The sequence below is a fragment of the Variovorax sp. FW305-3-2-15-B-LB1 genome, assembly GCF_058787635.1.
In genome coordinates this window covers 35543-57340 of sequence record NZ_JBYSZY010000004.1, presented here as the reverse complement: position 1 = coordinate 57340, position 21798 = coordinate 35543, and the positions used below count along the sequence as shown (strand labels likewise).

23 protein-coding genes are annotated in these 21798 nt (G+C 70.0%); 9 read left to right on the top strand and 14 right to left on the bottom strand.

From position 1 onward, the window contains the following. Positions 1–55 precede the first annotated feature (55 nt). On the top strand, positions 56–2077 hold the full coding sequence (locus AC3WQR_RS03925; RefSeq protein WP_492741205.1) for an AsmA family protein: 2022 nt from the start codon (positions 56–58) through the stop codon (positions 2075–2077). 29 nt (positions 2078–2106) lie between these two features. On the opposite strand, the gene AC3WQR_RS03920 is transcribed toward AC3WQR_RS03925, so the two are convergent. The 3 genes from AC3WQR_RS03920 to gpmA all read right to left on the bottom strand — a co-directional run bounded on the left by AC3WQR_RS03920 (position 2107) and on the right by gpmA (position 5263). Continuing rightward, positions 2107–2871 carry a HesA/MoeB/ThiF family protein gene (locus AC3WQR_RS03920; RefSeq protein WP_492741204.1) on the bottom strand — a complete coding sequence of 255 codons (765 nt, stop codon included), beginning with the start codon at positions 2869–2871 and terminating at the stop codon, positions 2107–2109. An 82-nt stretch (positions 2872–2953) separates the two neighbouring features. Next, positions 2954–4396 carry a S41 family peptidase gene (locus AC3WQR_RS03915; RefSeq protein WP_062477129.1) on the bottom strand — a complete coding sequence of 481 codons (1443 nt, stop codon included), beginning with the start codon at positions 4394–4396 and terminating at the stop codon, positions 2954–2956. A gap of 123 nt (positions 4397–4519) precedes the next feature. Continuing rightward, positions 4520–5263 carry a 2,3-diphosphoglycerate-dependent phosphoglycerate mutase gene (gene gpmA, locus AC3WQR_RS03910; protein WP_492741203.1) on the bottom strand — a complete coding sequence of 248 codons (744 nt, stop codon included), beginning with the start codon at positions 5261–5263 and terminating at the stop codon, positions 4520–4522. 105 nt (positions 5264–5368) lie between these two features. Between gpmA and AC3WQR_RS03905 the strand changes: the two genes are divergently transcribed. The 6 genes from AC3WQR_RS03905 (at position 5369) to nadA (ending at position 9719) form a co-directional block, all read left to right on the top strand. Continuing rightward, entirely contained in the window at positions 5369–5752 is a 384-nt protein-coding gene (locus AC3WQR_RS03905; RefSeq protein WP_370681259.1) for a rhodanese-like domain-containing protein, read from the top strand. 20 nt (positions 5753–5772) lie between these two features. Then, positions 5773–6033 (top strand): glutaredoxin 3, encoded by a 261-nt coding sequence (gene grxC, locus AC3WQR_RS03900; protein ID WP_062477087.1) that lies wholly within the window; start codon positions 5773–5775, stop codon positions 6031–6033. Between the two features lie 128 nt (positions 6034–6161). Continuing rightward, the gene (gene secB / locus AC3WQR_RS03895) at positions 6162–6626 is read left to right on the top strand and encodes a protein-export chaperone SecB (protein ID WP_056578332.1); all 465 of its coding nucleotides are present in this window, start codon (positions 6162–6164) and stop codon (positions 6624–6626) included. A gap of 28 nt (positions 6627–6654) precedes the next feature. Continuing rightward, positions 6655–7695 carry an NAD(P)H-dependent glycerol-3-phosphate dehydrogenase gene (locus AC3WQR_RS03890; protein ID WP_492741202.1) on the top strand — a complete coding sequence of 347 codons (1041 nt, stop codon included), beginning with the start codon at positions 6655–6657 and terminating at the stop codon, positions 7693–7695. Positions 7696–7718: 23 nt separating this feature from the next. After that, the gene (nadC, locus tag AC3WQR_RS03885; protein WP_487847817.1) at positions 7719–8597 is read left to right on the top strand and encodes a carboxylating nicotinate-nucleotide diphosphorylase; all 879 of its coding nucleotides are present in this window, start codon (positions 7719–7721) and stop codon (positions 8595–8597) included. A gap of 6 nt (positions 8598–8603) precedes the next feature. Beyond that, positions 8604–9719, top strand: coding sequence for a quinolinate synthase NadA (gene nadA / locus AC3WQR_RS03880; RefSeq protein WP_492728704.1), 1116 nt, complete (start codon positions 8604–8606; stop codon positions 9717–9719). A gap of 7 nt (positions 9720–9726) precedes the next feature. On the opposite strand, the gene AC3WQR_RS03875 is transcribed toward nadA, so the two are convergent. From AC3WQR_RS03875 to AC3WQR_RS03845, 7 genes are all read right to left on the bottom strand, one after another. Beyond that, complete coding sequence (locus AC3WQR_RS03875; protein ID WP_062477101.1) at positions 9727–10089, bottom strand: 6-carboxytetrahydropterin synthase; 363 nt, start codon at positions 10087–10089, stop codon at positions 9727–9729. A gap of 40 nt (positions 10090–10129) precedes the next feature. Then, on the bottom strand, positions 10130–10768 hold the full coding sequence (gene queE, locus AC3WQR_RS03870; RefSeq protein ID WP_492741201.1) for a 7-carboxy-7-deazaguanine synthase: 639 nt from the start codon (positions 10766–10768) through the stop codon (positions 10130–10132). Continuing rightward, positions 10765–11607, bottom strand: coding sequence for a pantoate--beta-alanine ligase (panC, locus tag AC3WQR_RS03865; protein WP_492741200.1), 843 nt, complete (start codon positions 11605–11607; stop codon positions 10765–10767). The genes queE and panC overlap by 4 nt, the downstream gene beginning before the upstream one ends. Before the next feature lie 19 nt (positions 11608–11626). Then, the gene (panB, locus tag AC3WQR_RS03860; RefSeq protein ID WP_492741199.1) at positions 11627–12532 is read right to left on the bottom strand and encodes a 3-methyl-2-oxobutanoate hydroxymethyltransferase; all 906 of its coding nucleotides are present in this window, start codon (positions 12530–12532) and stop codon (positions 11627–11629) included. A 72-nt stretch (positions 12533–12604) separates the two neighbouring features. Next, positions 12605–14188: an L-aspartate oxidase gene (nadB, locus tag AC3WQR_RS03855; RefSeq protein WP_492741198.1), complete on the bottom strand. Its 1584-nt coding sequence runs from the start codon at positions 14186–14188 to the stop codon at positions 12605–12607. 20 nt (positions 14189–14208) lie between these two features. Continuing rightward, on the bottom strand, positions 14209–15045 hold the full coding sequence (locus tag AC3WQR_RS03850) for a segregation and condensation protein A (protein ID WP_056578351.1): 837 nt from the start codon (positions 15043–15045) through the stop codon (positions 14209–14211). A gap of 68 nt (positions 15046–15113) precedes the next feature. After that, positions 15114–15320, bottom strand: coding sequence for a DUF3460 family protein (locus tag AC3WQR_RS03845; RefSeq protein ID WP_070061458.1), 207 nt, complete (start codon positions 15318–15320; stop codon positions 15114–15116). Positions 15321–15359: 39 nt separating this feature from the next. Between AC3WQR_RS03845 and AC3WQR_RS03840 the strand changes: the two genes are divergently transcribed. After that, a complete protein-coding gene (locus tag AC3WQR_RS03840; protein ID WP_062477116.1) occupies positions 15360–15863 on the top strand; it encodes a hypothetical protein in 504 nt (167 codons plus the stop codon). A gap of 3 nt (positions 15864–15866) precedes the next feature. Here the strand turns inward: AC3WQR_RS03840 and AC3WQR_RS03835 are convergent, their stop codons facing one another. Next, positions 15867–17546: a SulP family inorganic anion transporter gene (locus tag AC3WQR_RS03835; RefSeq protein WP_492741197.1), complete on the bottom strand. Its 1680-nt coding sequence runs from the start codon at positions 17544–17546 to the stop codon at positions 15867–15869. 134 nt (positions 17547–17680) lie between these two features. Here AC3WQR_RS03835 and AC3WQR_RS03830 point away from each other — a divergent pair, with 134 nt between their 5' ends. After that, on the top strand, positions 17681–19393 hold the full coding sequence (locus tag AC3WQR_RS03830) for a hydrogenase maturation protein (RefSeq protein WP_492741196.1): 1713 nt from the start codon (positions 17681–17683) through the stop codon (positions 19391–19393). A gap of 7 nt (positions 19394–19400) precedes the next feature. On the opposite strand, the gene AC3WQR_RS03825 is transcribed toward AC3WQR_RS03830, so the two are convergent. Genes AC3WQR_RS03825 through AC3WQR_RS03815 form a run of 3 tightly spaced genes read right to left on the bottom strand, consistent with a single transcriptional unit; the run spans position 19401 to position 21782 of the window. After that, entirely contained in the window at positions 19401–19625 is a 225-nt protein-coding gene (locus AC3WQR_RS03825; protein ID WP_390346101.1) for a hypothetical protein, read from the bottom strand. Continuing rightward, a complete protein-coding gene (locus AC3WQR_RS03820) occupies positions 19612–20811 on the bottom strand; it encodes a CaiB/BaiF CoA transferase family protein (protein ID WP_492741195.1) in 1200 nt (399 codons plus the stop codon). The genes AC3WQR_RS03825 and AC3WQR_RS03820 overlap by 14 nt, the downstream gene beginning before the upstream one ends. Next, on the bottom strand, positions 20808–21782 hold the full coding sequence (locus tag AC3WQR_RS03815; RefSeq protein WP_062478940.1) for a Bug family tripartite tricarboxylate transporter substrate binding protein: 975 nt from the start codon (positions 21780–21782) through the stop codon (positions 20808–20810). Before AC3WQR_RS03815 ends, AC3WQR_RS03820 begins: the two co-directional genes overlap by 4 nt. Positions 21783–21798: the final 16 nt, after the last annotated feature.

The following is a 21798-nucleotide window of genomic DNA, read 5'->3' as shown; positions in this document are numbered from 1 at the left end:
GGTCTGCGGCCCGCCGCCGACCCGGTTCGGGCGCGCATCCGGGTAAGAATCGACCATGGCAACCCAATCCCTTCGCACCCGGCCGCGCTGGCAGAAGCTGCTGGCGGTCTTCGTGCTGCTGGTCGCCGTCCTGCTGACCGCGTTCGCGCTCCTCGTGGCCTTCTTTCCGTGGGACACGCTGCGCGAGCCGCTCAACCGTTTCGTGAGCGAGAAGACCGGGCGCAAGTTCGAGATCACCCGCCGGCTCGACGTGGATCTGGGCTGGAAGGCCGCCACCATCCACTTCGACGGCATCGAATTCGCCAACCCCGACTGGGCGCGCGACCCTTACCTGGTGAAGGCCGAGCGCGCGAGCTTCGAGATCCGCCTTTGGCCGCTGATCGACAAGCGGGTGGTCATTCCGAGCCTGGCGCTGACCGCGCCCACCGTCGGCCTGCAGATGGAACCCGACGGGCGCCGCACCTGGGCCTTCGGCAAGGACACCTCCGACACCGGCACCGTGCCCACCATCGGCCTGATCCAGGTCGACAAGGGCGCCGTCGACTTCCTGGCCCAGCACCTGGGCGTCGACGTGCACGCCGACCTGGACTACGACAGCAACCGCGGCGAGCTGCCGCTGCACTACCGCATCAAGGGCCGCTACAAGGGCCAGCCGCTCACGGCCGACGGGCGCACCGGCAACGTGCTGCAGATCAACGCCGCGGGCGCGCCGCCGTTCCCGCTGGAGATCAACGCCGCCGCCGGCCAGACCCGGCTCAAGGCCAATGGCACGGTGGCCCAGCTCGCGGGCTTCGACGGCATCGACGCCACGTTCCAGATCAAGGGCCAGACGCTGAGTGCGCTGTACCCGCTGCTGGGCATCGTGCTGCCGCAGACCCCGCCCTATGCGCTGAGCGGCGGCCTGCGCAAGCGCGGCAAGCTCTGGGAGGCGGCGGGGCTCAACGGCCGGCTGGGCCTGTCGGACATCGGCGGCGACATGGCCTTCGACCAGGCCGGCAAGGTGCCGCGCCTGTCGGGCACGCTGCGCTCGCGCGTGATGGACATGGACGACCTCGGCCCGCTGATCGGCCTGCCGCCCACGGCGCGCTCCGCCAACGCGGTGGAGGGCGTGGCGCCGGTCGCCTCGGCCCAGCCCAAGCGCCCGCCCGGCGGCAAGGTGCTGCCGACCACGCCGTTCGACTTCGGGCGGCTGCACGCCATGAACGCCGACGTGGCCTACACGGCCGAGCGCATCCGCAACGTGCGCGAGGTGCCGCTGGACCGCGGCAGCGTCAAGATCCGGCTGACCGACGGCGTGCTGTCGCTCGACCCGCTGGACCTGGGCGTGGCCAACGGCAAGCTCGTGGGCGCGATCCGCATCGACGCCACGAAGACGCCGGCCGACATCCGCGCCTCGCTCGACGTGCGCGGCCTGCGGCTGGCGCGGCTGATTCCCAAGCTGGAGAACTCGGGCAACAGTGTCGGCCGGCTCGACGGGCGCATCAACCTGTCGGGCGCCGGCAATTCGGTGGCCAGCTGGCTCGGCGGCGCGTCGGGCGACATGGCGGTGCTGTCGGGCCGCGGCCAGTTCGGCAACCTGATGCCCGTGTTCGCGACGCTGGTGGGCGGCGACATCCTCAAGTTCCTGCTGCGCGGCGACCGCGACGTCGAGCTGCGCTGCGCTGCGCTGGCCTTCGACGTGAACAAGGGCGTGATGAACGGGCGCACGCTGGTGCTGGACACCACCAACGCCGTCTTCACCGCCACCGGCCAGGCCAACCTCGCGACCGAGACGCTGGACTTCGTGATCCGGCCGGAGCCCAAGAGCGCGAGCTTCCTGTCGCTGCGCACGCCGCTGGTCGTGAGCGGCACCTTCGGCGCGCCCAAGGGCGGCGTCGAGATCGGGCCGCTGGCCGGCCGCGGTCTGGCGGCGCTGGCGCTGGGCGCCATCAACCCGCTGCTGGCGCTGGCCGCGACCATCGAGACCGGCCCCGGCGAGAACGCCGACTGCACGGGCGTGCTGGCGCTGGCGAACCGGCCCACGGCCGGGGCCGCCGCGCGCGGTGCCGCGCGGGCCAAGGGGGCTCGCCAGCCTTAACGAGGGGAAAGAAGAGGGCAGGCGGGCGCTCAGGCGCTGGCCTGGGGCCGCTGCGCGCAGACGCTGCAGTGCGGGTCGCGCGAGACGCGCAGGGTGTCGAAGCCGGTGCTGCGCCCGTCGAACATCAGCAGCTTGCCCGCCAGCGACGGGCCGATGCCGGCCAGCAGCTTGAGCGCCTCGCTGGCCTGCAGCGTGCCGATGGTTCCGACCACCGGGCCGAACACGCCGAGCACCGCGCAGCGCGTTTCCTCGAAGCTGGCCTCGGGCGGGAACAGGCAGGCGTAGCAGGGGCAGGCGGCGTCGCGCGTGTCGTACACGCTCAGCTGGCCGTCGAAACGGATCGCCGCGCCCGCCACCAGCGGCTTGGCGTGCGCCACGCAGGCGCGGTTCACGGCCTGCCGGGTGGCGAAGTTGTCGCAGCAATCGACCACCACGTCGGCCTCAGCCACGAGCCGCGACAGCAGCGCCTCGTCGGCGCGCACGGCGTGGGTCTCGATGGCGATGCCGGGGTTGATGTCGCGCATGGCCTGCGCGGCGGATGCGACCTTGGACTGGCCCACCCGCGCATGCGTGTGAGCGACCTGCCGCTGGAGATTGGTGAGATCGACCTCGTCGTCGTCGACCAGCACGATGTGGCCGACCCCCGCTGCCGCGAGGTACAGGGCCACCGGTGAGCCCAGCCCGCCGGCACCGATGACGAGCACCCGCCCGGCACTGACGCGCGCCTGGCCGTCGATGCCGAATTCTTCGAGGAGGATGTGCCGCGAATAGCGCAGCAGGTCGTGATCGTCCATGCGCGCCTGCCTGGGCCTGTGCGGGGGAGGGGAAAACGCCGGTGGCGCGAACCGCACGGTGCGTGCGGCCCGCTCGCCGGGATCAGTTTTCCTTCTTCTCGTCCTTGTTGTCGACGATGACCTGCGTCTTGCTCACGAGCACCGGCTGGCCCTTCAGGCGGTTGAGCGCCTGCACCAGCGGGAAGTCCTTGTCGGTGCCGAACTCGGGCACCTTGCGGTCCTGCGGCGGCTTCTTGGCTTCTTCCTCGAGGCGCTTGCGGGCTTCGTCGCGGGCCTTTTCACGCTCGGGGTCCTTCACCTCGGGGCCCTGGCCGCTGGCCAGGTGCTTCTCGAGGTCGGCCTCGCGCATGCGCAGGGCGGCGAAGGGGCTGCCCTCGGCGCTTTCGTCGACCAGCACGTTGGGCACGATGCCCTTGGCCTGGATCGAGGTGCCGCTGGGCGTGTAGTAGCGCGCGGTGGTGATCTTCAGGCCGGTGTCCGGGCCGAGCGGGCGCACGGTCTGCACCGAGCCCTTGCCGAAGGTCTGGCTGCCCATGATGGTGGCGCGCTTGTGATCCTGCAGTGCGCCGGCCACGATCTCGCTGGCCGAGGCCGAGCCTTCGTTCACCAGCACCACCAGCGGCACGTTCTTGAGCGCGGCCGGCAGGTTGCGCAGCGGGTCGCTGCCCGAACGGCGCTGGTAGTACTCCGGCGCCGCCTTGTAGATTGACTTGCTTTCGGCCAGCTGGCCGTCGGTGGTGACCACCGTGACGTTCTCGGGCAGGAAGGCCGCCGACACCGCCACCGCCGCGTCGAGCAGGCCGCCCGGGTCGTTGCGCAGGTCGAGCACCAGGCCCTTGAGGTTCGGGTCTTCCTTGTAGAGCTCCTCGATCTTCTTGACGAAGTCGTCGACCGTGCGCTCCTGGAACTGCGACAGGCGGATCCAGCCGTAGCCCGGCTCGATCATCTTGCCGCGCACCGACTGGGTACGGATTTCCTCGCGCGTGATCGTGACCGGGAAGGTGCGGCTCTCGTCCTTGCGGAAGATGGTCAGCAGCACCTTGGTGTTGGCCTCGCCGCGCATGCGCTTGACGGCTTCGTTCAGCGACAGGCCGCGCACGGCGGTGTCGTCGATCTTGGTGATCAGGTCATTCGGCTTCAAGCCGGCGCGGAAGGCCGGCGAGCCCTCGATGGGCGAGACGACCTTGATGAGGCCGTCTTCCTGCGAGATTTCGATGCCCACGCCGACGAAGCGGCCCGTGGTGCCCTCGCGGAATTCCTTGAACGACTTCTTGTCGAAGTACTGCGAGTGCGGATCGAGCCCGGCGACCATGCCCGAGATGGCGTCCGAGATGAGTTTCTTCTCGTCGACCGCCTCGACATAGTCGCTCTTGACCATCCCGAAGACGGCCGCGAGCTGCTGCAACTCCTCGAGCGGGAGCGGCGCGAGCGAACCCCGCGCGACCGTCTGCAGCGAGACGGTGGTCAGGACGCCAGCAACGGCGCCGGCGGCGACCCAGCCGGTGATCTTCAGTTTCTGGCCCATCATGAGTGAAATGTCCTGTATGTCGACGGCTGTCGAACCAATATACACAGCTTGGAAGCAAATTGCCTGCCGGGGTTCCACGGAGGAACCGGCAGGCGGGGTTTTCTTCTTTTGCTTACGTCTTCAGCCCTTGCCCTGCGAAGCCACCGCGGCGGCGGCCTTTTCGGCGGCCGCGGCATCGCCCAGGTAGTAGTGGCGCAGGGGCTTGAGGTCGTCGTCCAGCTCGTACACGAGCGGGATGCCGTTCGGGATGTTCAGGCCGACGATGGCGTCGTCCGAGATGCCGTCCAGGTACTTCACCAGTGCGCGGATCGAGTTGCCGTGCGCGGCCACGACCAGGCGGCGGCCGGTGCGGATGGCCGGGGCCATCGATTCGTTCCAGAACGGCAGCACGCGCGCCACCGTGTCCTTCAGGCATTCGGTCAGAGGGATCTGCTCGGGCGACAGCTTGGCGTAGCGCACGTCGGAACGCTCGCTGCGCGGGTCGTCGGCTTCCAGCGGCGGCGGCGGGGTGCTGTAGCTGCGGCGCCAGACCAGCACCTGCTCGTCGCCGTACTTCTTGGCGGTTTCGGCCTTGTTCAGGCCCTGCAGGCCGCCGTAGTGGCGCTCGTTCAGGCGCCACGAGTGCACCACGGGCAGCCAGGTGCGGTCGAGTTCGTCGAGCGTGTGCCAGAGGGTGCGGGTGGCGCGCTTGAGCACGCTGGTGTAGGCCACGTCGAAGTCGTAGCCCTCGGCCTTGAGCAGCCGGCCGGCCTGCTTGGCCTGCTCGACGCCGGTTTTGGTCAGGTCGACGTCGGTCCAGCCGGTGAAGCGGTTTTCGAGGTTCCAGGTCGATTCGCCGTGGCGGATCAGTACCAGTTTGTGCATGTCGGAGGCCTTTGGCAGCGCGTGGGAAAACCAGCATTCTAAAATCCCGGGTTTGCCATCCAAGGAACCCCCGTGAAATTGATCGAATTCGTCACCGCGAACTGGATGCTGATCCTGATGGCGCTCACTTCGGGCGGCATGCTGGCCTGGCCGATGCTCCGGGGGGCGGGCGGCGGCACGCTCACGGCCCAGGGCGCCGTGCAGCTCATCAACCGCGAACGCGCGGTGCTGGTCGACGTGCGCGAACCCGAAGAATTCGCGACCGGCCACATGATCGGCGCCAAGAACGTGCCCCTGAACCTGCTGGACGAGAAGCTGGCCAGCACGGTCAAGAACAAGAACGTGCCGCTGCTGCTGGTGTGCGCCACCGGCGCCCGCGCCCAGCGCGCCGTGGCCACGGCCAAGAAGCTCGGCTACGAGCAGGCCCAAGCGGTGGCCGGCGGGCTCAAGGCTTGGAAAGAGGCTAACCTGCCGGTTGAAAAAGCCTGATTTCCCCCAAGGTAGAGCGCATGCAAGCCGTCAAGATGTACACCACCGCCGTCTGCCCGTACTGCACGCGTGCAAAGCAGATCCTCAAGGCCAAGGGCGTCGAGCAGATCGAAGAGATCCGCATCGACACCGACCCGCAAGCCCGCACCACCATGATGGAGATCACCCAGCGCCGCACGGTGCCGCAGATCTTCATCGGCGACACCCACGTGGGCGGTTGCGACGACCTCATGGCTCTGGACAGCCGCGGCGGACTCGTTCCGCTGCTGCAAGGCGCCTGAAGCCCCGCGCGGCCGGGCGTCACGAAAGTGCGCGGGCCGTCGGGCGATAATCGTTTGTTCCCTCATCTGCAGCCCGCTGCGGGACCCTCTCCCCGGCGGGCATTGTTTTGATCCTCGAAAGTTCAGCCATGGCCGACCAGCAAGCCCAAGATCCCGTGTTCCAGATCCAGCGCGTCTACCTCAAGGACCTGTCGCTCGAACAACCCAACTCGCCCGCTATCCTGCTGGAGCAGACGCAGCCCACCGTCGACATCCAGCTCGGCGTGGACGCCCAGCCCGTGGCCGACGGCATCTTCGAGATCACCGTGTCGGCCACCGTGCAGACCAAGATCGAAGACCGCACCGTGTTCCTGGTCGAAGCCAAGCAAGCCGGTATCTTCGAGATCCGCAACCTGCCGGAAGACCAGATGGGCCCGATCCTGGGCATCGCCTGCCCGCAGATCGTCTACCCGTACCTGCGCGGCAACGTGGCCGACGTGATCCAGCGCGGCGGCTTCCCGCCCGTGCACCTGGCCGAAATCAACTTCCAGGCCATGTACGAGCAGCAGCAAGCCCAGGCCGCCGGCCAGGCTGCCCCCACCCTGGCCCAGTAAACCGGCCGCACGACGCCGCCAGCGCACGATGAAGATCTGCGTTCATGGCGCCGGTGCCTGGGGCACGGCCGTCGCAGTCAACGCGGCGGCCCGCCACGAGGTCACCCTCTGGGCGCGCGACGCCGCCCAGGCCGACGCCATGTCGGCCGCGCGTGAAAACACCCGCTACCTTCCCGGGCTGGCCCTGCCGGCCTCGCTGGCCGTGCGCGCGGGCGACATCGCCCAGGCGCAGGCCGGGGCCGACCTCGTCATCGTGGCCACGCCCATGGCCGCCCTGCGCGAACAGCTGATCGCCTTGCGCGGCACCAGCGCCCAGGTGGCGTGGCTGTGCAAGGGCGTCGAGCCCGCGCTCGATGCCTCTCCCACCGCCTACGGCCTGCTCGCCCACGAGATCTGGGCCCAGGTCGCCCCTGAATTGAAGGCAGGCGTGCTCAGCGGCCCCAGCTTTGCGCAGGAGGTCGCCGAAGGGCGTCCGACCGCGCTGGTGGCCGCCAGCCCGCACGCCGGCGTGCGCGATGCGCTGGTCGACGCCTTCCACGGCCCGGCCCTGCGCGTGTACGCCAACGACGACATCGTCGGTGTCGAAGTCGGCGGCGCCGTGAAGAACGTGCTCGCCATCGCCACCGGGCTGTGCGACGGCCTCGCGCTCGGGCTCAACGCCCGCGCGGCGCTGATCACCCGCGGCCTGGCCGAAATGACCCGTTTCGGCCTGGCGCTCGGCGCCCGCGCCGACACCTTCATGGGCCTGTCGGGCCTGGGCGACCTCGTGCTGACCGCCACCGGCGACCTGTCGCGCAACCGCAAGGTCGGGCTGCTGCTGGCCCAGGGCCGCACGCTCGCGCAGGCCGTCGATTCGCTGGGCCACGTGGCCGAGGGCGTGTACTGCGCCCGCACCGTGGTGCAGCGCGCGCGCGGCCTGGGCATCGAGATGCCCATCGCTGAAGGCGTGGTCGCGCTGCTCGACGGCCAGGTGAGCCCGCGCGACGCCGTCGCGGCGCTGACCGGGCGCGACCCGGTGCCCGAGTCGGTGCAGCCGCCGGCCGGTCCGGCCTCGCGCCATTCCTCCTGAAGAAGATTAGAGATTCCAGAGACATGAGCCCTCGCTTTGATTTCTCGGCGTCGGCCGTCGCCGCGCTGGCCGAGTCCGACGTCGCCCGCGCCCTGCAGGAAGACGTCGCCGACGGCGACCTGACCGCCTCGCTGGTCGACGCCTCCCGCACCGCCCATGCCCGCGTGCTCGCGCGCGAAACCGCCGTGGTGTGCGGCGCGCCCTGGGTCGAGGCCACCGTGCGGCGGCTCGATCCGCAGGCGCGCATCACCTGGCTGTGCGGCGAAGGCCAGCGCTGCGCCGCCGACCAGCCCGTGCTCGAAATCGAAGGTGGCGCCCGCGCGCTGCTGACGGCCGAGCGCACCGCGCTCAACTTCCTGCAGTTGCTGAGTGCGGTCGCCACCAAGACCGCGCTGTACGCCGACGCTGTAAAGGGCACCCGTGCCCGCATCGTCGACACCCGCAAGACCCTGCCGGGCCTGCGCCTGGCGCAGAAGTACGCGGTGCGCACCGGCGGCGGGCTGAACCACCGCATCGGCCTGTACGACGCGGTGCTCATCAAGGAAAACCACATCGCCGCGGCCGGTGGCGTGGCCGCCGCCCTGCGCGCGGTGGCGCCCGTGGCCGCGCAGGCCGCCTTTGTCGAGGTCGAGGTCGAGACCCTGGCCCAGCTGCAGGAAGCGCTGGACGCCGGCGCCCGCATGGTGCTGCTCGACAACATGGACCTGCCCACGCTGCGCGAGGCCGTGCGCCTGAACGACGCCGTGGGCGAGGGCCGCAAGGCCGTGCTCGAGATCTCCGGCGGCGTCACGCTCGACGGCCTGCGCGCCCTGGCCGAGACCGGTGTCGACCGGATCTCGATCGGCGCGTTGACCAAGGACGTGAAGGCCATCGACTACTCGATGCGCTTCCTGACCCACTGAACCGCCATGACGACCGCTTCCGTCATCGATGTCGACTACGAACAGCCCGCGCAAGGCGCGGTCTGCGACACGCGCCACGCCTGGGCCCGCGTGCCCCCCGAGCCTTCGCCCGACGAGCGCGTCGCGCTGAAGGAGCGCATCCGCCGCCTGCTGCGCGAGCGCAACGCGGTGATGGTGTCGCACTTCTACGTGCACCCCGATCTGCAGGACCTGGCCGAGGAAACCGGCGGCATCGTGAGCGATTCGCTCGAGATGGCGCGCTTCGGCCGTGACCACGCCGCCACCACGCTGGTGGTGTCGGGCGTGCGCTTCATGGGCGAGACCTCGAAGATCCTCTCGCCCGAAAAGCGCGTGCTGATGCCCGACCTGGACGCCAACTGCTCGCTCGACCTGGGCTGCCCGGTCGACGAATTCAGCGCCTTCTGCGACCAGCATCCCGACCGCACCGTGGTGGTCTACGCCAACACCAGCGCGGCCGTGAAGGCGCGCGCCGACTGGCTCGTCACTTCCAGCTGCGCGCTCGACGTGGTGAATGCGCTGCATGCGGCCGGCCAGAAGATCCTCTGGGGCCCCGACCGCCACCTGGGCGACTACATCCGCCGCCAGACCGGCGCCGACATGGTCAGCTGGAACGGCGCCTGCATCGTGCACGACGAATTCAAGGCGCTCGAACTCGAGCTGCTCATGAAGGAACACCCGAAGGCCAAGGTGCTGGTGCACCCCGAGTCGCCCTCGGACGTGATCGCGCTGGCGCATGCGGTGGGCTCCACCTCGGCCATCCTGAACGCGGCGCAGCGCTTCGACGCGACCGAGTTCATCGTCGCCACCGACACCGGCATGCTGCACAAGCTGCGCACGCTGAACCCCGGCAAGACCTTCATCGAAGCGCCCACGGCGGGCAACGGCGGCACCTGCAAGAGCTGCGCGCACTGCCCGTGGATGGCGATGAACGGGCTCGTGGAACTGGCGAATGCGCTGGAGACCGGCGCAGGCGAGATCCACGTCGATCCGGCGCTCGGTGTGCGCGCGCGCGTGCCGATCGACCGCATGCTGGCGTTCACCGCCGGGCTGAAGAACGGCCAGGCGCCGGGCAGCCTGGTCGCCGGCATCGGCGCCGCCTGACCGGCGGCTAGAACTCCACCGTACAGCTGTCGCCGAGCGCCTCGCGCCACACGCGCACGCGCGCCAGCGACGGCCGCAGGTCGGGCAGCGCGTCGGCGATGAACACGCACAGGTTCTCCAGCGTCGGCGGATGCAGCCCCGGCACGTCGTCCAGCAGGTGGTGGTCGAGCTGTTCGCGCACGTCCTCGAGCCGGCGGCGCAGCAGGCCCAGGTCGATCACCATGCCCGTCACCGGGTCGCGTTCGCCCGCGAGCCACACCTCCGCGTGGTAGGTGTGGCCATGAATACGGCGGCTGCCTTCGACCTCGATCTCGCGTTTGAGCGTGTGGGCGGCGTCGAAGAAGAAGCGTTGGCTGATGGTGAAGCGCATCGTCAGAAAAAGAAAACTCGAAACTGAAACGGGCCGCGCGTCAGCGGATGCCCGTGATCTTGTGGGTCTGCACGCTCAGGCGCCACACCGGCTGCTTCATGCATTCGGCGATGCACAGCTCGGTGTTGGCGAGCCGGTCGGGCCCGTCCATCGGCTGCAGAAAGCGGTGCGTGAACTCGCCCGTGCGTGCCATCGCATCGAGCTCGATGCCGGCCTGCGGCCACACCAGCTTCAGCTCCTGGCCGCGCTGCTGCACCCAGGGCGCACCGGCCTTGGGGCTGATGCACAGCCAGTCGATGCCCGCGGGCGCGGCGACCGTGCCGTTGCTCTCGACCGCGATGCGGAAATGCCGCGCGTGCAGCGCATCGACCAGCGCCGCATCGACCTGCAGCAGCGGCTCGCCGCCCGTGAGCACGACCAGCCGGTGCGCGGTGTCGCCGGCGGGCCATTGCGCGGCGATGGTGTCGGCGAGTTGGTCGGCGTTCTTGAACTTGCCGCCCAGCGTGCCGTCGGTGCCGACGAAGTCGGTGTCGCAGAAACGGCAGACGGCCGTGTCGCGGTCTTCCTCGCGGCCGGTCCAGAGGTTGCAGCCGGCGAAGCGGCAGAACACGGCCGGCATGCCGGCCTGGCCGCCTTCGCCTTGCAGCGTGTAGAAGATTTCCTTGACGCTGTAGGTCATGCCGAAAGAGGAGTGTCGATTTCGAGGTTGTCGATGAGCCGCGTGCTGCCCAGCCGCGCGGCGGCCAGGGCCACGAGCGCATCGCCGGGCTGCGGCGCCTGCAGGTCGGCGCGGCGGCGCAGCACCACGTAGTCGGGCTGCCAGCCGCGCTGCGCGAGCGACTGCATGGCGCGCGCCTCGAGGGCGGCCACGTCGCGCTCGCCGGCGCGCACGGCCTCGGCCATGGCCCGCAGCGCCTGCGACAGCTGCACGGCCTCGGCGCGCTCGGTGGCGCTCAGGTAGCCGTTGCGCGACGAGAGCGCCAGGCCGTCGTCGGCGCGGAAGGTCTCGCCGCCGACGATCTCGATCGGCAGCGCGAACTGCCGCACCATGTGGCGGATCATCATGAGCTGCTGGTAGTCCTTCTTGCCGAACACGGCCACGCGCGGCTGCACGCACTGGAACAGCTTCATCACCACCGTGCACACGCCGATGAAGAAGCCGGGGCGAAAGTGCCCTTCGAGCAGGTCGGCCAGCGCCGGGTCGGGATGCACCTTGCAGGTCTGGGGCTCGGGGTAGAGCGCCTTCTCGTCGGGCGCGAACAGCACGTCGCAGCCGGCGGCGCGCAGCTTCTCGCAGTCGCTGTCCCAGGTGCGCGGGTAGGTGTCGAAGTCTTCGTGCGGCAAAAACTGCAGGCGGTTCACGAAGATGCTCGCCACGGTGGCGTCGCCCAGCGGCTTGGCCTGGCGCACGAGCGCGAGGTGGCCCTCGTGCAGGTTGCCCATGGTGGGCACGAAGGCGGGCCGTTGGCTGGAAGACAGGTGCTGGCGCAGTTCGTCGATGGTCTTGGCGATGTACATGGTCGGTGTCCTTCTGTGCTTACCAGGCGTGGAGGCGGTCGTCGGGGAAGCTGCCGTTCTTCACGGCCTGCACGTACGCCTGCAGCGCGGGCAGCACGCCCGGCGCATCGGCCATGAAGTTACGCACGAACTTCGGCATCTTCCCGAGGTTGATGCCCAGCATGTCGTGCAGCACGAGCACCTGGCCCGCGGTGGCCTTGCCGGCGCCGATGCCGATGGTGGCGCAGTGCTTCAGCTCCGTGGTGAGTTCGGCGGCCAGCGCGGCCGGCACCATCTCGAGCACCAGCATGGCGGCGCCCGCGTCCTGCAGCGCGTGGGCCTGCTGCTTGAGCAGCGCGCCGGCGGTGTCGCCCTTGCCCTGCACGCGGTAGCCGCCGAGCGCATGCACGGTCTGCGGCGTCAGGCCCAGGTGGGCGCACACGGGAATGCCGCGCTCGACCAGGAAGCGCACCGTTTCGGTGGTCCAGCCGCCGCCTTCGAGCTTGACCATGTGCGCGCCGGCCTGCATCAGCACGGTGGCGCTGGCCAGGGCCTGCTCGCGCGATTCCTGGTAGCTGCCGAAGGGCAGGTCGGCGATGAGCCAGGTCGTGCCCTGCACGCGGCGCAGGCCGCGCGAGACGCTGTCGGTGTGATAGCGCATGGCCTCCAGGCTCACGCCCACGGTGCTGTTCAGGCCCTGGCAGACCATGCCCAGCGAGTCGCCGACCAGCAGGCAGTCGATGCCGGCCGCGTCGGCCATGGCCGCGAAGGTGGCGTCGTAGGCGGTGAGCATGGCGATCTTCTCGCCGCGCGCATGCATGTCCGCCAGCCGCGGCAGGCTCACGGGCTTGCGCTGCGCCAGGGGCGAGGCGGGCGGCAGCGTGCCGTAGGGCGAGGCGGGCGGGGCTTCGGACGGTGGGGTAAGTGAGGTAGGGGTGTTCGACATGGTTGGCTTTCTCCCTGCGGGCGTCGGTGGCCGGGCATCCTGAGGGTGATCGAAAGGTGACGAAGGGTGGGCTCAGTCGACCGGCGGCACCAGCACGGTGGGTGCGGTGGGCTCGGCCAGCGAAGGGTAATCGCGACTGAAATGCAGGCCACGGCTCTCGTGGCGGGCCTGCGCGGAACGCACGATCAGCTCGGCCACCTGCACCAGGTTGCGCAGTTCGAGCAGGTCGCGCGTGACGTGGAAGTTCGCGTAGAACTCCTGGATCTCGGCCTGCAGCAGCGCGATGCGATGGCTCGCGCGCTCCAGGCGCTTGTTGGTGCGCACGATGCCGACGTAGTCCCACATGAAGCGGCGCAGCTCGTCCCAGTTGTGGGAGATGACCACGGCTTCGTCGGCGTCGGTGACGCGGCTTTCGTCCCAGGCGGGCAGCGCGGCGCGTTCGCGCGACGGGGCTTGCGCGATGGCGTCGGCCGCGGCGCGCGCGAACACCATGCACTCGACCAGCGAGTTGCTGGCCAGCCGGTTGGCGCCGTGCAGGCCGGTGCAGGCGGTTTCGCCGATGGCGTACAGGCCCGGGATGTCGGTGCGACCAGCCAGGTCGCTGAGCACGCCGCCGCAGGTGTAGTGCGCGGCGGGCACCACGGGAATCGGCTCGCGCGTGATGTCGATGCCCAGCTCCAGGCAGCGCGCCAGGATGTTGGGGAAGTGCTCCTTCAGGAACGCGGGCGGCTGGTGCGAGATGTCGAGGTACACGCAGTCCAGGCCGTGCTTCTTCATCTCGAAGTCGATGGCACGGGCCACCACGTCGCGCGGCGCGAGTTCGGCGCGCTCGTCGTGCTTGGGCATGAAGCGCGTGCCGTCGGGCAATTTCAGCAGCCCGCCTTCGCCGCGCACCGCCTCGCTGATCAGGAACGACTTGGCATGCGGGTGGTACAGGCAGGTCGGGTGGAACTGGATGAACTCCAGGTTCGACACCCGGCAGCCCGCGCGCCAGGCGGCGGCAATGCCGTCGCCGGTGGCGGTGTCGGGGTTGGTGGTGTACAGGTACACCTTGCCCGCGCCGCCCGTGGCCAGGATGGTGTGCGGCGCGCGGAAGGCCAGCACCTCGTCGGTCTCGTCGTCCAGCGCGTACAGGCCCTGGCACGACAGATCGGCCAGTCCGAGCTTGGTGCCGGTGACCAGGTCGACCAGCGTGTGGTGCTCGAACAGCGTGATGTTGGGCGTGCGGCGCACGCGCTCGATCAGCACCTGCTGCACGGCCGCGCCGGTGGCGTCGGTCACGTGCACGATGCGGCGCTGGCTGTGGCCGCCTTCGCGCGTCAGGTGCAGGTCGCCGCCTTCTTCCGAGAAGGGCACGCCGAGTTCGCGCAGCCAGCCGATGGCCTGCGGCGCGCCTTCGACCACGAAGCGCGTGGCCTCGGGGTCGCACAGGCCGGCGCCGGCGACCAGCGTGTCTTCCACGTGAGCGTCGAAGCTGTCGCCCGCCGCCAGCACGGCCGCGATGCCGCCCTGCGCCCAGGCGCTGGAGCCGTCGTTCAGCGCGCGCTTGGTGAGCACGGCCACGCGGTGCGTGGGGGCCAGGTGCAGCGCGGCGGAGAGGCCTGCGAGGCCGCTGCCGACAATGAGGACGTCGAAGTCGCGAACGGCGGAAGTCACAGGCGTGGGAACCGGTTGGGTCAGGCCGGCGAGTAGGCCAGTCGGACGTAGATGGGGGCGAAGGCCTCGGCCTGCGTGATGTCGATCAGCGTCTCTTTCGCGAGTTCGAGCATCGCGATGAAGGTGACGATCAGCACCGGCACGCCGCGCGAGACGTCGAAGAGCTTCTCGAACTCGACGAAACGCTGGCCCTGCAGGTGGCGCAGCACGATGCTCATGTGCTCGCGCACGTTGAGCTCTTCGCGCGAGATCTTGTGGTGCTGCACGAGCTTGGCGCGCTTCATGATGTCGGCCCAGGCGTCGCGCAGCTCGACCACGTCGACGTCGGGAAAGCGCGGCTTGATCGACTGCTCGATGTAGACCTGGGCCTTCCAGAAGTCGCGCCCGTAGGTCGGCAGGGCGCTGATGGCGGCGGCCTGCAGCTTGGTCTGCTCGTACTCCATGAGCCGGCGAACCAGCTCGGCGCGCGGGTCTTCGGCCTCTTCGCCGTCGGCCACCTTCTTGGGCGGCAGCAGCATGCGCGACTTGATCTCGATCAGCATCGCGGCCATCAGGAGGTACTCGGCCGCGAGCTCGAGGTTGGTCTGGCGGATCTCGTCGACGTAGCTCAGGTACTGCCGCGTCAGGCCCGCCATCGGGATGTCAAGGATGTTGAAGTTCTGCTTGCGGATCAGGTACAGCAACAGGTCGAGCGGGCCCTCGAAGGCCTCCAGGAAGACCTGCAGCGCCTCGGGCGGGATGTACAGGTCTTTCGGCATCGCGAACAGCGGCTCGCCGTAGAGCCGGGCCAGGGCGACCTGGTCGACGACCTCGGGCATGCTGGCCACGATCGTGCCGTTGTCCTCGTCTGCGCTCATGAGGAGGTTGCTATCAACTTAATAGCTGTGCGCGCAGGCTGGGCGACGGGATGCCGGGTGAGCACCATTCACTTGGGTTGGGTCTGGTAGACGTACGGCTGCATCGGCACGCGCGCTTCGCTGTACTCCTCGAGCAGGCTGCGGTCGAGGTGCTTGTCCCAGAGCAGGGCGCGGCCGGCGCGCTGTTCGGATTCCAGCGTCGGCTTCTTTTGCTTCATCTCCTCGATGAAGTTCGTGATCTCGGAGGTGTAGTGGGGGCGGCGGAAGATGGACATAGACTGGACCTTTATCGCTCGAATTTTACCGGGGACGGCATGCAACGATTTCAGAAGGGCCGGATCGGCCTCGTGGCAGGACTGCTGGCGGCGCTGATCGGGCTCGCGGGCTGCGATCCGCAGCGCATCAGCGAGCTCGAAGAGGGCGTCTCGACCGAGGCCGACGTGCGCGCGCGCTTCGGCGAACCCGAGAACGTCTGGGACGTGCCCAACGGCCGCGTGCTGGAGTTCAACCGCCAGCCGCAGGGCCAGAAGAACTACATGATCACCATCGGCGCCGACGGCAAGATGAGCGCGCTGCGCCAGGTGCTCACGCCCGAGAACTTCGCCAAGGTGCAGCCCGGCATGATGATGGAAGACCTGCGCAAGCTGCTGGGCAAGCCGGCCAAGGTCACGCCCTATGCGCTCAAGCGCGAAACCGAATGGGAATGGCGCTGGGTGCAACCACCGAATTCGTCGATGGTCTTCACCGCCACGCTGAACGACGACCAGCGCGTGGTGCGCAGCGGGTCGTCGCCCGACCGGGGCACCGAGGCGCCCTGACAGCTACGCGCCGTGCGACGCGCCGGGCTGGCCCGTCGTCAATTCCTCGGCGAACCCCGAGCGCTCCAGCACCTCGAGCGGCTGTGGCTGCAGCGACTCGATGCGCAGCAATCCGTCGCGCGCCAGCACCGCCCGGTGCAACTGCCGCAGCGCATCGACGCCGGTGGCGTCGATGTAGATCAGGTGCGTGGCGTCCAGCACCAGCGTCATGCCGCGCGGCGCGCGCTCCGCGGCGTTCACTGCTTCGTCGAGCTTGGCCGCCGCGCCGAAGAACATGGCGCCGTACAGCCGGTAGGTGAGCACCGGCGGCTGCAGCGTCACCAGCTCGACGCTGAACAGCCCGCTCATGCGCCGGATGAAGAGCGCGCACGCCAGCACGATGCCCACCTGCACCGCCACCGTGAGGTCGAACACCACCGTGAGGAAGAAGGTGCCGAGCATCAGGAGCCGGTAGTGGCGGCTGAAGTGGCGCAGCTGGCCGGGCGTGAACTCGCGCCATTCGCCCATGTTCAGCCCCACGAACACCAGGATGCCCGCCAGCACCGCGAGCGGCACATGGCGCGCCAGCGGCGCTGCCAGCAGCACCACGACCAGCAGCGTGACCGCATGCACGATGCCCGCAATGGGCGAGCTGCCGCCGGAGCGGATGTTGGTCACGGTGCGCGCGATGGTGCCCGTGGCGGGCATGCCGCCGAAGAAGGGCGTGACGATGTTGGCGATGCCCTGCGCCATCAGCTCCTGGTTCGGGTCGTGGCGCGGCTGGCCGCTGACCTGGTCGGCCACGCGCGCGCACAGCAGCGACTCGATGGCGCCGAGCAGCGCGATGGTCAGCGTCGGCGTCACCAGCTGCTTGACGGTCTCCCACGAGAAATCGGGCAGCGCGAAGGCCGGCACGCCCTCGGGAATGCCGCCGAAGCGCGTGCCGATGGTTTCCACCGGCAGCGCGAAGCCCCACGACACCAGCGTGAGCGACACCAGCGCGACGATCGGCCCCGGGATGCGCCCGACGATCTGCACCGGGCGCGTCTGCACCCAGCGCCCGCCCACGCGCTGCACCGCGCGCGCCAGCGCCGAGTCGCCGCGAAACAGCCGCGACCACGCCAGCAGGCCGAGCACGCAGGCCAGCCCGAGCGCGAAGGCATGCGGGTTGAACGTGTCCAGCCGCAGCGCCATCGCGTGCAGCTGCGAGAACACGTCGGCCGGCATGCGCTCCACCGTGAGGCCCAGCAAATCCTTGAGCTGCGACAGCAGGATCAGCACCGCGATGCCGTTGGTGAAGCCCACCACGATCGACAGCGGCACGAAACGCACCAGCCGCCCGAGCCCGAACAGCCCCGCCATGAACAGCAGCACGCCCGCGCAGGCGGTGGCGATCAGCAGGTTGGCCACGCCGTAGCGCTCGACGATGCCGTAGACGATCACGATGAACGCGCCCGCCGGGCCGCCGATCTGCACGGCCGAGCCGCTCAGCAGCGAGATCAGGAAGCCCGCGATGATCGCCGTCCAGATGCCGGCCTCGGGCTTGAGCCCCGAGGCGATGGCGAACGCCATGGCCAGCGGCAGCGCCACGATGCCCACCGTGGCGCCCGCGCCGAGGTCTCCCAGGAACCGCCCCCGGTCGTAGCCGGCCATCGTGTCCAGCAGGCGGGGGCGAAAGCGGGTGAGGTTCAGCGGCGACGACATGTGCGGTCATTGTGGCCCGGCCGTCGCGGCGGGCCCGCGATTTCCAGGCGGTGAGTACTTTCAGTCAGCTTATCGGCGGCGAGGCTGGCAGATACATTTTTGACGTTTTGAAACAAACGTCAATGAGGCCGCCCATGCACATCCTGCTCGTCGCGAGCGCGTTCAACAGCCTCACGCAGCGCGTGCTGGCCGAGCTCCAGGACCGGGGCCACACAGCAGGCGTCGTGCTGGCGCTCGGCGATGACGAGGCGCTGCGTGAAGCCGTGCGCCAGCACGCGCCGGCACTCATCGTCGCGCCGATGCTGACCACCGCGATTCCCGAGGACGTCTGGCGCGCCCACACCTGCCTCATCGTGCATCCGGGCCCGCCCGGCGACCGCGGCCCGTCCTCGCTCGACCGGACGCTGCAGGGCGGCGTCGACAGCTGGGGCGTCACCGTGCTCGAGGCCGTGGCCGAGATGGATGCGGGCGATGTCTGGGCCTGGTCGCCGCTGAAGGTGCCGCCGCAGGCCGGCAAGAGCGACCTGTACCGCGGCGAGGTGGCCGATGCCGCCGTCGACGCCGTGCTGCTGGCCGTCGAGCGCTTCGCCTCGGGCACCTACAAGCCGAAGCGGCAGAAGGCGGCCGACCTCGCCGCCGGCTGGCGGCCCTTCATGAAGCAGGCCGAGCGCCGCATCGACTGGGCCACGCAGACCACCGAATCGGTGCTGCGGCAGCTGCGCGCGGCCGATTCGCAGCCCGGCGTGCTCGACGAGCTGCTGGGCGCGCCGTGGTACCTGCACGGCGGCCATGCCGAGGACGAGTTGCGCGGCACGCCCGGCGAACTGATCGCCACCCGCGCCGGCGCCGTCTGCCGCGCCACCGTCGACGGTGCGGTCTGGCTCACCCAGCTGCGGCCTTGGCGCGAGCCGGGTTCCGGCCTGCCGAGCTACAAGCTGCCGGCCGTCGAGGCGCTGGGCGCGCGGCTGCCCGCCGGCCTGCCCGAGGTGGCCGCGCCGCTCGAGTTGCCCGCTGGCCGTCGCACCTGGACCGACATCCGCTACCGCGAGCACGGGCCGGTCGGCGTGCTGAACTTCTCGTTCGCGGGCGGGGCCATGAGCACCGCGCAATGCCGGCGTCTGCTGTCGGCCTACCGCTTCGCCTGCACCCGCCCGACCTCGGTGCTGGTGCTCGGCGGGCTGCGCGACTTCTTCTCCAACGGCATCCACCTGAACGTGATCGAGGCGGCGGCCGATCCGGCGGAGGAATCGTGGGCCAACATCCACGCGATGAACGACCTGGTCGAGGCTGTGCTCACGACCACCGATCGCCTCACCGTGGCCGCGCTGGGTGGCAATGCCGCGGCCGGCGGCGTGATGCTCGCGCTCGCGGCCGACGAGGTGTGGTGCCGCGACGGCGTGGTGCTCAACCCGCACTACAAACTCATGGGCCTGCACGGCTCCGAATACTGGACTTACAGCCTGCCGCGCCGCGTGGGCGCCGACGAGGCCGAGCGGCTCACGCAATCGGCGCTGCCCGTGAGCGCCAAGCGCGCGGTGGCGCTGGGCCTGGCGCAGCGCGTGCTGCAGGCTGCGCCGGAAGAACTGGGAGACGAGGTCGGCCGGCTGGCCGCGCAACTGGCGGCATCGCCGGACCTGGCCGCGCGCCTGGCGGACAAGCAGGCGGCGCGTGCCCGCGACGAGGCGGCCAAGCCGCTGCAGGCCTATCGCGACGAGGAGCTGGCGCACATGCGGCGCAACTTCTTCGATCCGGCCGAGCCGCACGCGGCGCTGCGCTCGGCCTTCGTGCGCAAGGAAAAAGCGCAGCACACACCCGCGCACCTCGCGGCGCTGGGCCTGCCGCGCTGAACGGCCGTCAGTCCTTGCTGTCGGGAATCACCGCGTCGGCCGCCGCGCCCACGGCTTTGCCGGTGATGCGCGCGGTGCCGATGGCCGCATCGGCCGCGAGGCCGACCGCGCCGGCGCCCACGCTCACGGCGGTGCTCGCGACGCTGACCACCGCGCAGCCGCTCAGCAGCAGCGCACCCGCGAGGCCGAGCGCGGAAAGGACGAAGGGGCGGAGGCGGTCACTGCGTTGCATGGGCGGATTCTGCACCCGCAGCGCTGGATCGGGCGAGCGACGCCAGGATCGCCTCGCGGTCCTGGTCCAGCCGCGGCGGCTGCCGTCGCACCTGCGTGCGCAGCCCGCCGACGTGGACCGGGTTGCCCGCCACCGTGAGCGGCTGACCGCCCTGCGTGCGCACCTGCACCAGCATCTCGCGCGCCTGCACCTGCGGGTCGTTCACCACCGCGGCCACGTCGTTGTAGTCGCCGGTGGGGATGTTGTGCTGCATCAGCAGCGCCTGCCAGTGCGCGCAGGGCGCGGTCGACAGGCGCTCTTCGAGCAACTGCTTGAGCGCCTCGTGGTGCTGGCAGCGCGCCGGGTTGGTGGCAAAGCGCGCGTCCCCGGCGAGTGCGGGCAGCTCGAGGGCAGTGCACAGGCGCTGGAACAGCGCGTCGTTGCCCGCTGCGATCACGAACCAGCCGTCGGCCGCGCGGAACACGTCGAAGGGCGTGATCGACGGATGCCGCGAGCCGATCGGCCCCGGTGCGCGGCCCTCGGCCTCCATGCGCGAGATCGCGTTCTCGAGCAGCGCGACCTGGCAGTCGAGCATGGCCACGTCGACCCGGTCGCCCACGCCCGTGCGCCCGCGCTGCAGCAGCGCGGCCTGCGTGCCGATGGCCGCGTACAGGCCGGCGCCGAGGTCGCCGATCGACACGCCCACGCGCGTCGGCGGCGCGCCCGGGTGGCCGGTGAGGCTCATGATGCCGCCCATCGCCTGCACCACCATGTCGTAGGCGGGGCGCCTGCTGTAGGGCCCGGTCTGGCCGAAGCCCGAGACCGAGGTGAACACGAGTTTCGGAAAGCGCGCGTGCAGCGTCGGCCAGTCGTAGCCCAGCTTCTCCATCGTGCCGGGCCGGAAGTTCTCGACCAGCACGTCGGCCGTGGCCAGCAGCTGCTCGAAGACCGCGCGGTCGGTCGGCGCCTTCAGGTCGAGTGCGATCGACTCCTTGTTGCGGTTGACCGACATGAAGTAGGCCGAGTCGCCCTCGACGAAGGGGCCGATCTGCCGCGCGTCGTCGCCCAGGCCGGGTTGTTCCACCTTGATGACGCGCGCGCCCAGGTCGGCGAGCAGCAGCGTGCAGTACGGGCCCGCGAGCACGCGCGTGAGGTCGATGACGGTGAAGCCCTGCAGCGGGCCTGCCTTGGGTGCGTGCGTGCTCATTCGACGCTCGCGCCCGAGCGCTCGGTGAGTTCCTTCGACTTCGCGCCTTCGGCCAGGGCCCAGGCGCGGAATTCGGCGAGCGACTTCGACGGCGCCGACTCGTTGCCCGACTTCTCCATTCGCGCCTTGACCTCGGGGTCGTTCAGCGCCGCCACGCTGGCGTCGAACAGCTTCTGCGCCACCTCCGGCGGCAGGCCGGCCGGGCCGAAGAGGCCGAACCAGAAGGTGTAGTCGTAGCCCTTCACGCCGGCCTCGGCCACGCTGGGCACGTCGGGAAAGAGCGGCGAGCGCTGGCCCGAGGTGACGGCCAGCACGCGCAGCTTCTGGCCCTGCGCCATCGGCAGCACCGAGGGCGGCGTGCCGAAGGTGAGCTGCACGTCGCCCGCGGCCACGGCCTGGATCGACGGTGCGCCGCCCTTGTACGGCACATGCAGCATCTGCACGCCGGCCGCCTTCTCGAACGACAGGCCCGCCAGGTGCGTCACCACGCCCGCGCCCGACGACGAGTACGCCAGCTTGCCGGGGTTCTGCCGCGCTTCGGCGATCAGCGCCTGCACGGTCTTGGCGCTCACGTCCTTGTTCACCGCCAGCAGCATCGGCGCCGAGCTCCAGCGCGAGATCGGCACGAAGCTTTTCGCGCCGTCGTACTTCACGCTCTTGTAGAGCAGCTTGTCGCTGCCGTAGAGGTTGGCGCTGCCCAGCAGCAGCGTGTAGCCGTCGGGCGCGGCGCGCGCGACCTGGTCGGACGCGATGGTGGTGCCCGCGCCCGGCTTGTTGTCGATGACGATGGGCTGGCCGAGCAGCTTGCCCAGCTTGTCGCCGACGATGCGCGCCACGGTGTCGGCGCCGCCGCCGGCGGGGAAGCCCACCAGCAGCGTGATCGGGCGCGAGGGATAGGTGTCGGCCAGTGCACCGGCCGAGGCCAGCAGCGCGGCGGCGGCGAACGAGAGGGCTCGCAGTTCTTGCTTCATGGGTTGTCTCCTGGGT

What these genes read in the sequence shown, in the direction of transcription:
- panB (WP_492741199.1), bottom strand. Translation starts at nt 12,532, where the DNA reads ATGTCGAACACCCCTACCTCACTTACCCCACCGTCCGAAGCCCCGCCC.
- AC3WQR_RS03835 (WP_492741197.1), bottom strand. Translation starts at nt 17,546, where the DNA reads ATGTCGTCGCCGCTGAACCTCACCCGCTTTCGCCCCCGCCTGCTGGAC.
- panC (WP_492741200.1), bottom strand. Translation starts at nt 11,607, where the DNA reads ATGTACATCGCCAAGACCATCGACGAACTGCGCCAGCACCTGTCTTCC.
- queE (WP_492741201.1), bottom strand. Translation starts at nt 10,768, where the DNA reads ATGACCTACAGCGTCAAGGAAATCTTCTACACGCTGCAAGGCGAAGGC.
- AC3WQR_RS03920 (WP_492741204.1), bottom strand. Translation starts at nt 2,871, where the DNA reads ATGGACGATCACGACCTGCTGCGCTATTCGCGGCACATCCTCCTCGAA.
- AC3WQR_RS03815 (WP_062478940.1), bottom strand. Translation starts at nt 21,782, where the DNA reads ATGAAGCAAGAACTGCGAGCCCTCTCGTTCGCCGCCGCCGCGCTGCTG.
- nadA (WP_492728704.1), top strand. Translation starts at nt 8,604, where the DNA reads ATGACGACCGCTTCCGTCATCGATGTCGACTACGAACAGCCCGCGCAA.
- AC3WQR_RS03890 (WP_492741202.1), top strand. Translation starts at nt 6,655, where the DNA reads ATGAAGATCTGCGTTCATGGCGCCGGTGCCTGGGGCACGGCCGTCGCA.
- gpmA (WP_492741203.1), bottom strand. Translation starts at nt 5,263, where the DNA reads ATGCACAAACTGGTACTGATCCGCCACGGCGAATCGACCTGGAACCTC.
- AC3WQR_RS03845 (WP_070061458.1), bottom strand. Translation starts at nt 15,320, where the DNA reads ATGTCCATCTTCCGCCGCCCCCACTACACCTCCGAGATCACGAACTTC.
- AC3WQR_RS03850 (WP_056578351.1), bottom strand. Translation starts at nt 15,045, where the DNA reads ATGAGCGCAGACGAGGACAACGGCACGATCGTGGCCAGCATGCCCGAG.
- secB (WP_056578332.1), top strand. Translation starts at nt 6,162, where the DNA reads ATGGCCGACCAGCAAGCCCAAGATCCCGTGTTCCAGATCCAGCGCGTC.
- AC3WQR_RS03915 (WP_062477129.1), bottom strand. Translation starts at nt 4,396, where the DNA reads ATGGGCCAGAAACTGAAGATCACCGGCTGGGTCGCCGCCGGCGCCGTT.
- nadC (WP_487847817.1), top strand. Translation starts at nt 7,719, where the DNA reads ATGAGCCCTCGCTTTGATTTCTCGGCGTCGGCCGTCGCCGCGCTGGCC.
- grxC (WP_062477087.1), top strand. Translation starts at nt 5,773, where the DNA reads ATGCAAGCCGTCAAGATGTACACCACCGCCGTCTGCCCGTACTGCACG.
- AC3WQR_RS03825 (WP_390346101.1), bottom strand. Translation starts at nt 19,625, where the DNA reads ATGCAACGCAGTGACCGCCTCCGCCCCTTCGTCCTTTCCGCGCTCGGC.
- AC3WQR_RS03820 (WP_492741195.1), bottom strand. Translation starts at nt 20,811, where the DNA reads ATGAGCACGCACGCACCCAAGGCAGGCCCGCTGCAGGGCTTCACCGTC.
- AC3WQR_RS03840 (WP_062477116.1), top strand. Translation starts at nt 15,360, where the DNA reads ATGCAACGATTTCAGAAGGGCCGGATCGGCCTCGTGGCAGGACTGCTG.
- AC3WQR_RS03830 (WP_492741196.1), top strand. Translation starts at nt 17,681, where the DNA reads ATGCACATCCTGCTCGTCGCGAGCGCGTTCAACAGCCTCACGCAGCGC.
- AC3WQR_RS03905 (WP_370681259.1), top strand. Translation starts at nt 5,369, where the DNA reads ATGCTGATCCTGATGGCGCTCACTTCGGGCGGCATGCTGGCCTGGCCG.
- AC3WQR_RS03875 (WP_062477101.1), bottom strand. Translation starts at nt 10,089, where the DNA reads ATGCGCTTCACCATCAGCCAACGCTTCTTCTTCGACGCCGCCCACACG.
- AC3WQR_RS03925 (WP_492741205.1), top strand. Translation starts at nt 56, where the DNA reads ATGGCAACCCAATCCCTTCGCACCCGGCCGCGCTGGCAGAAGCTGCTG.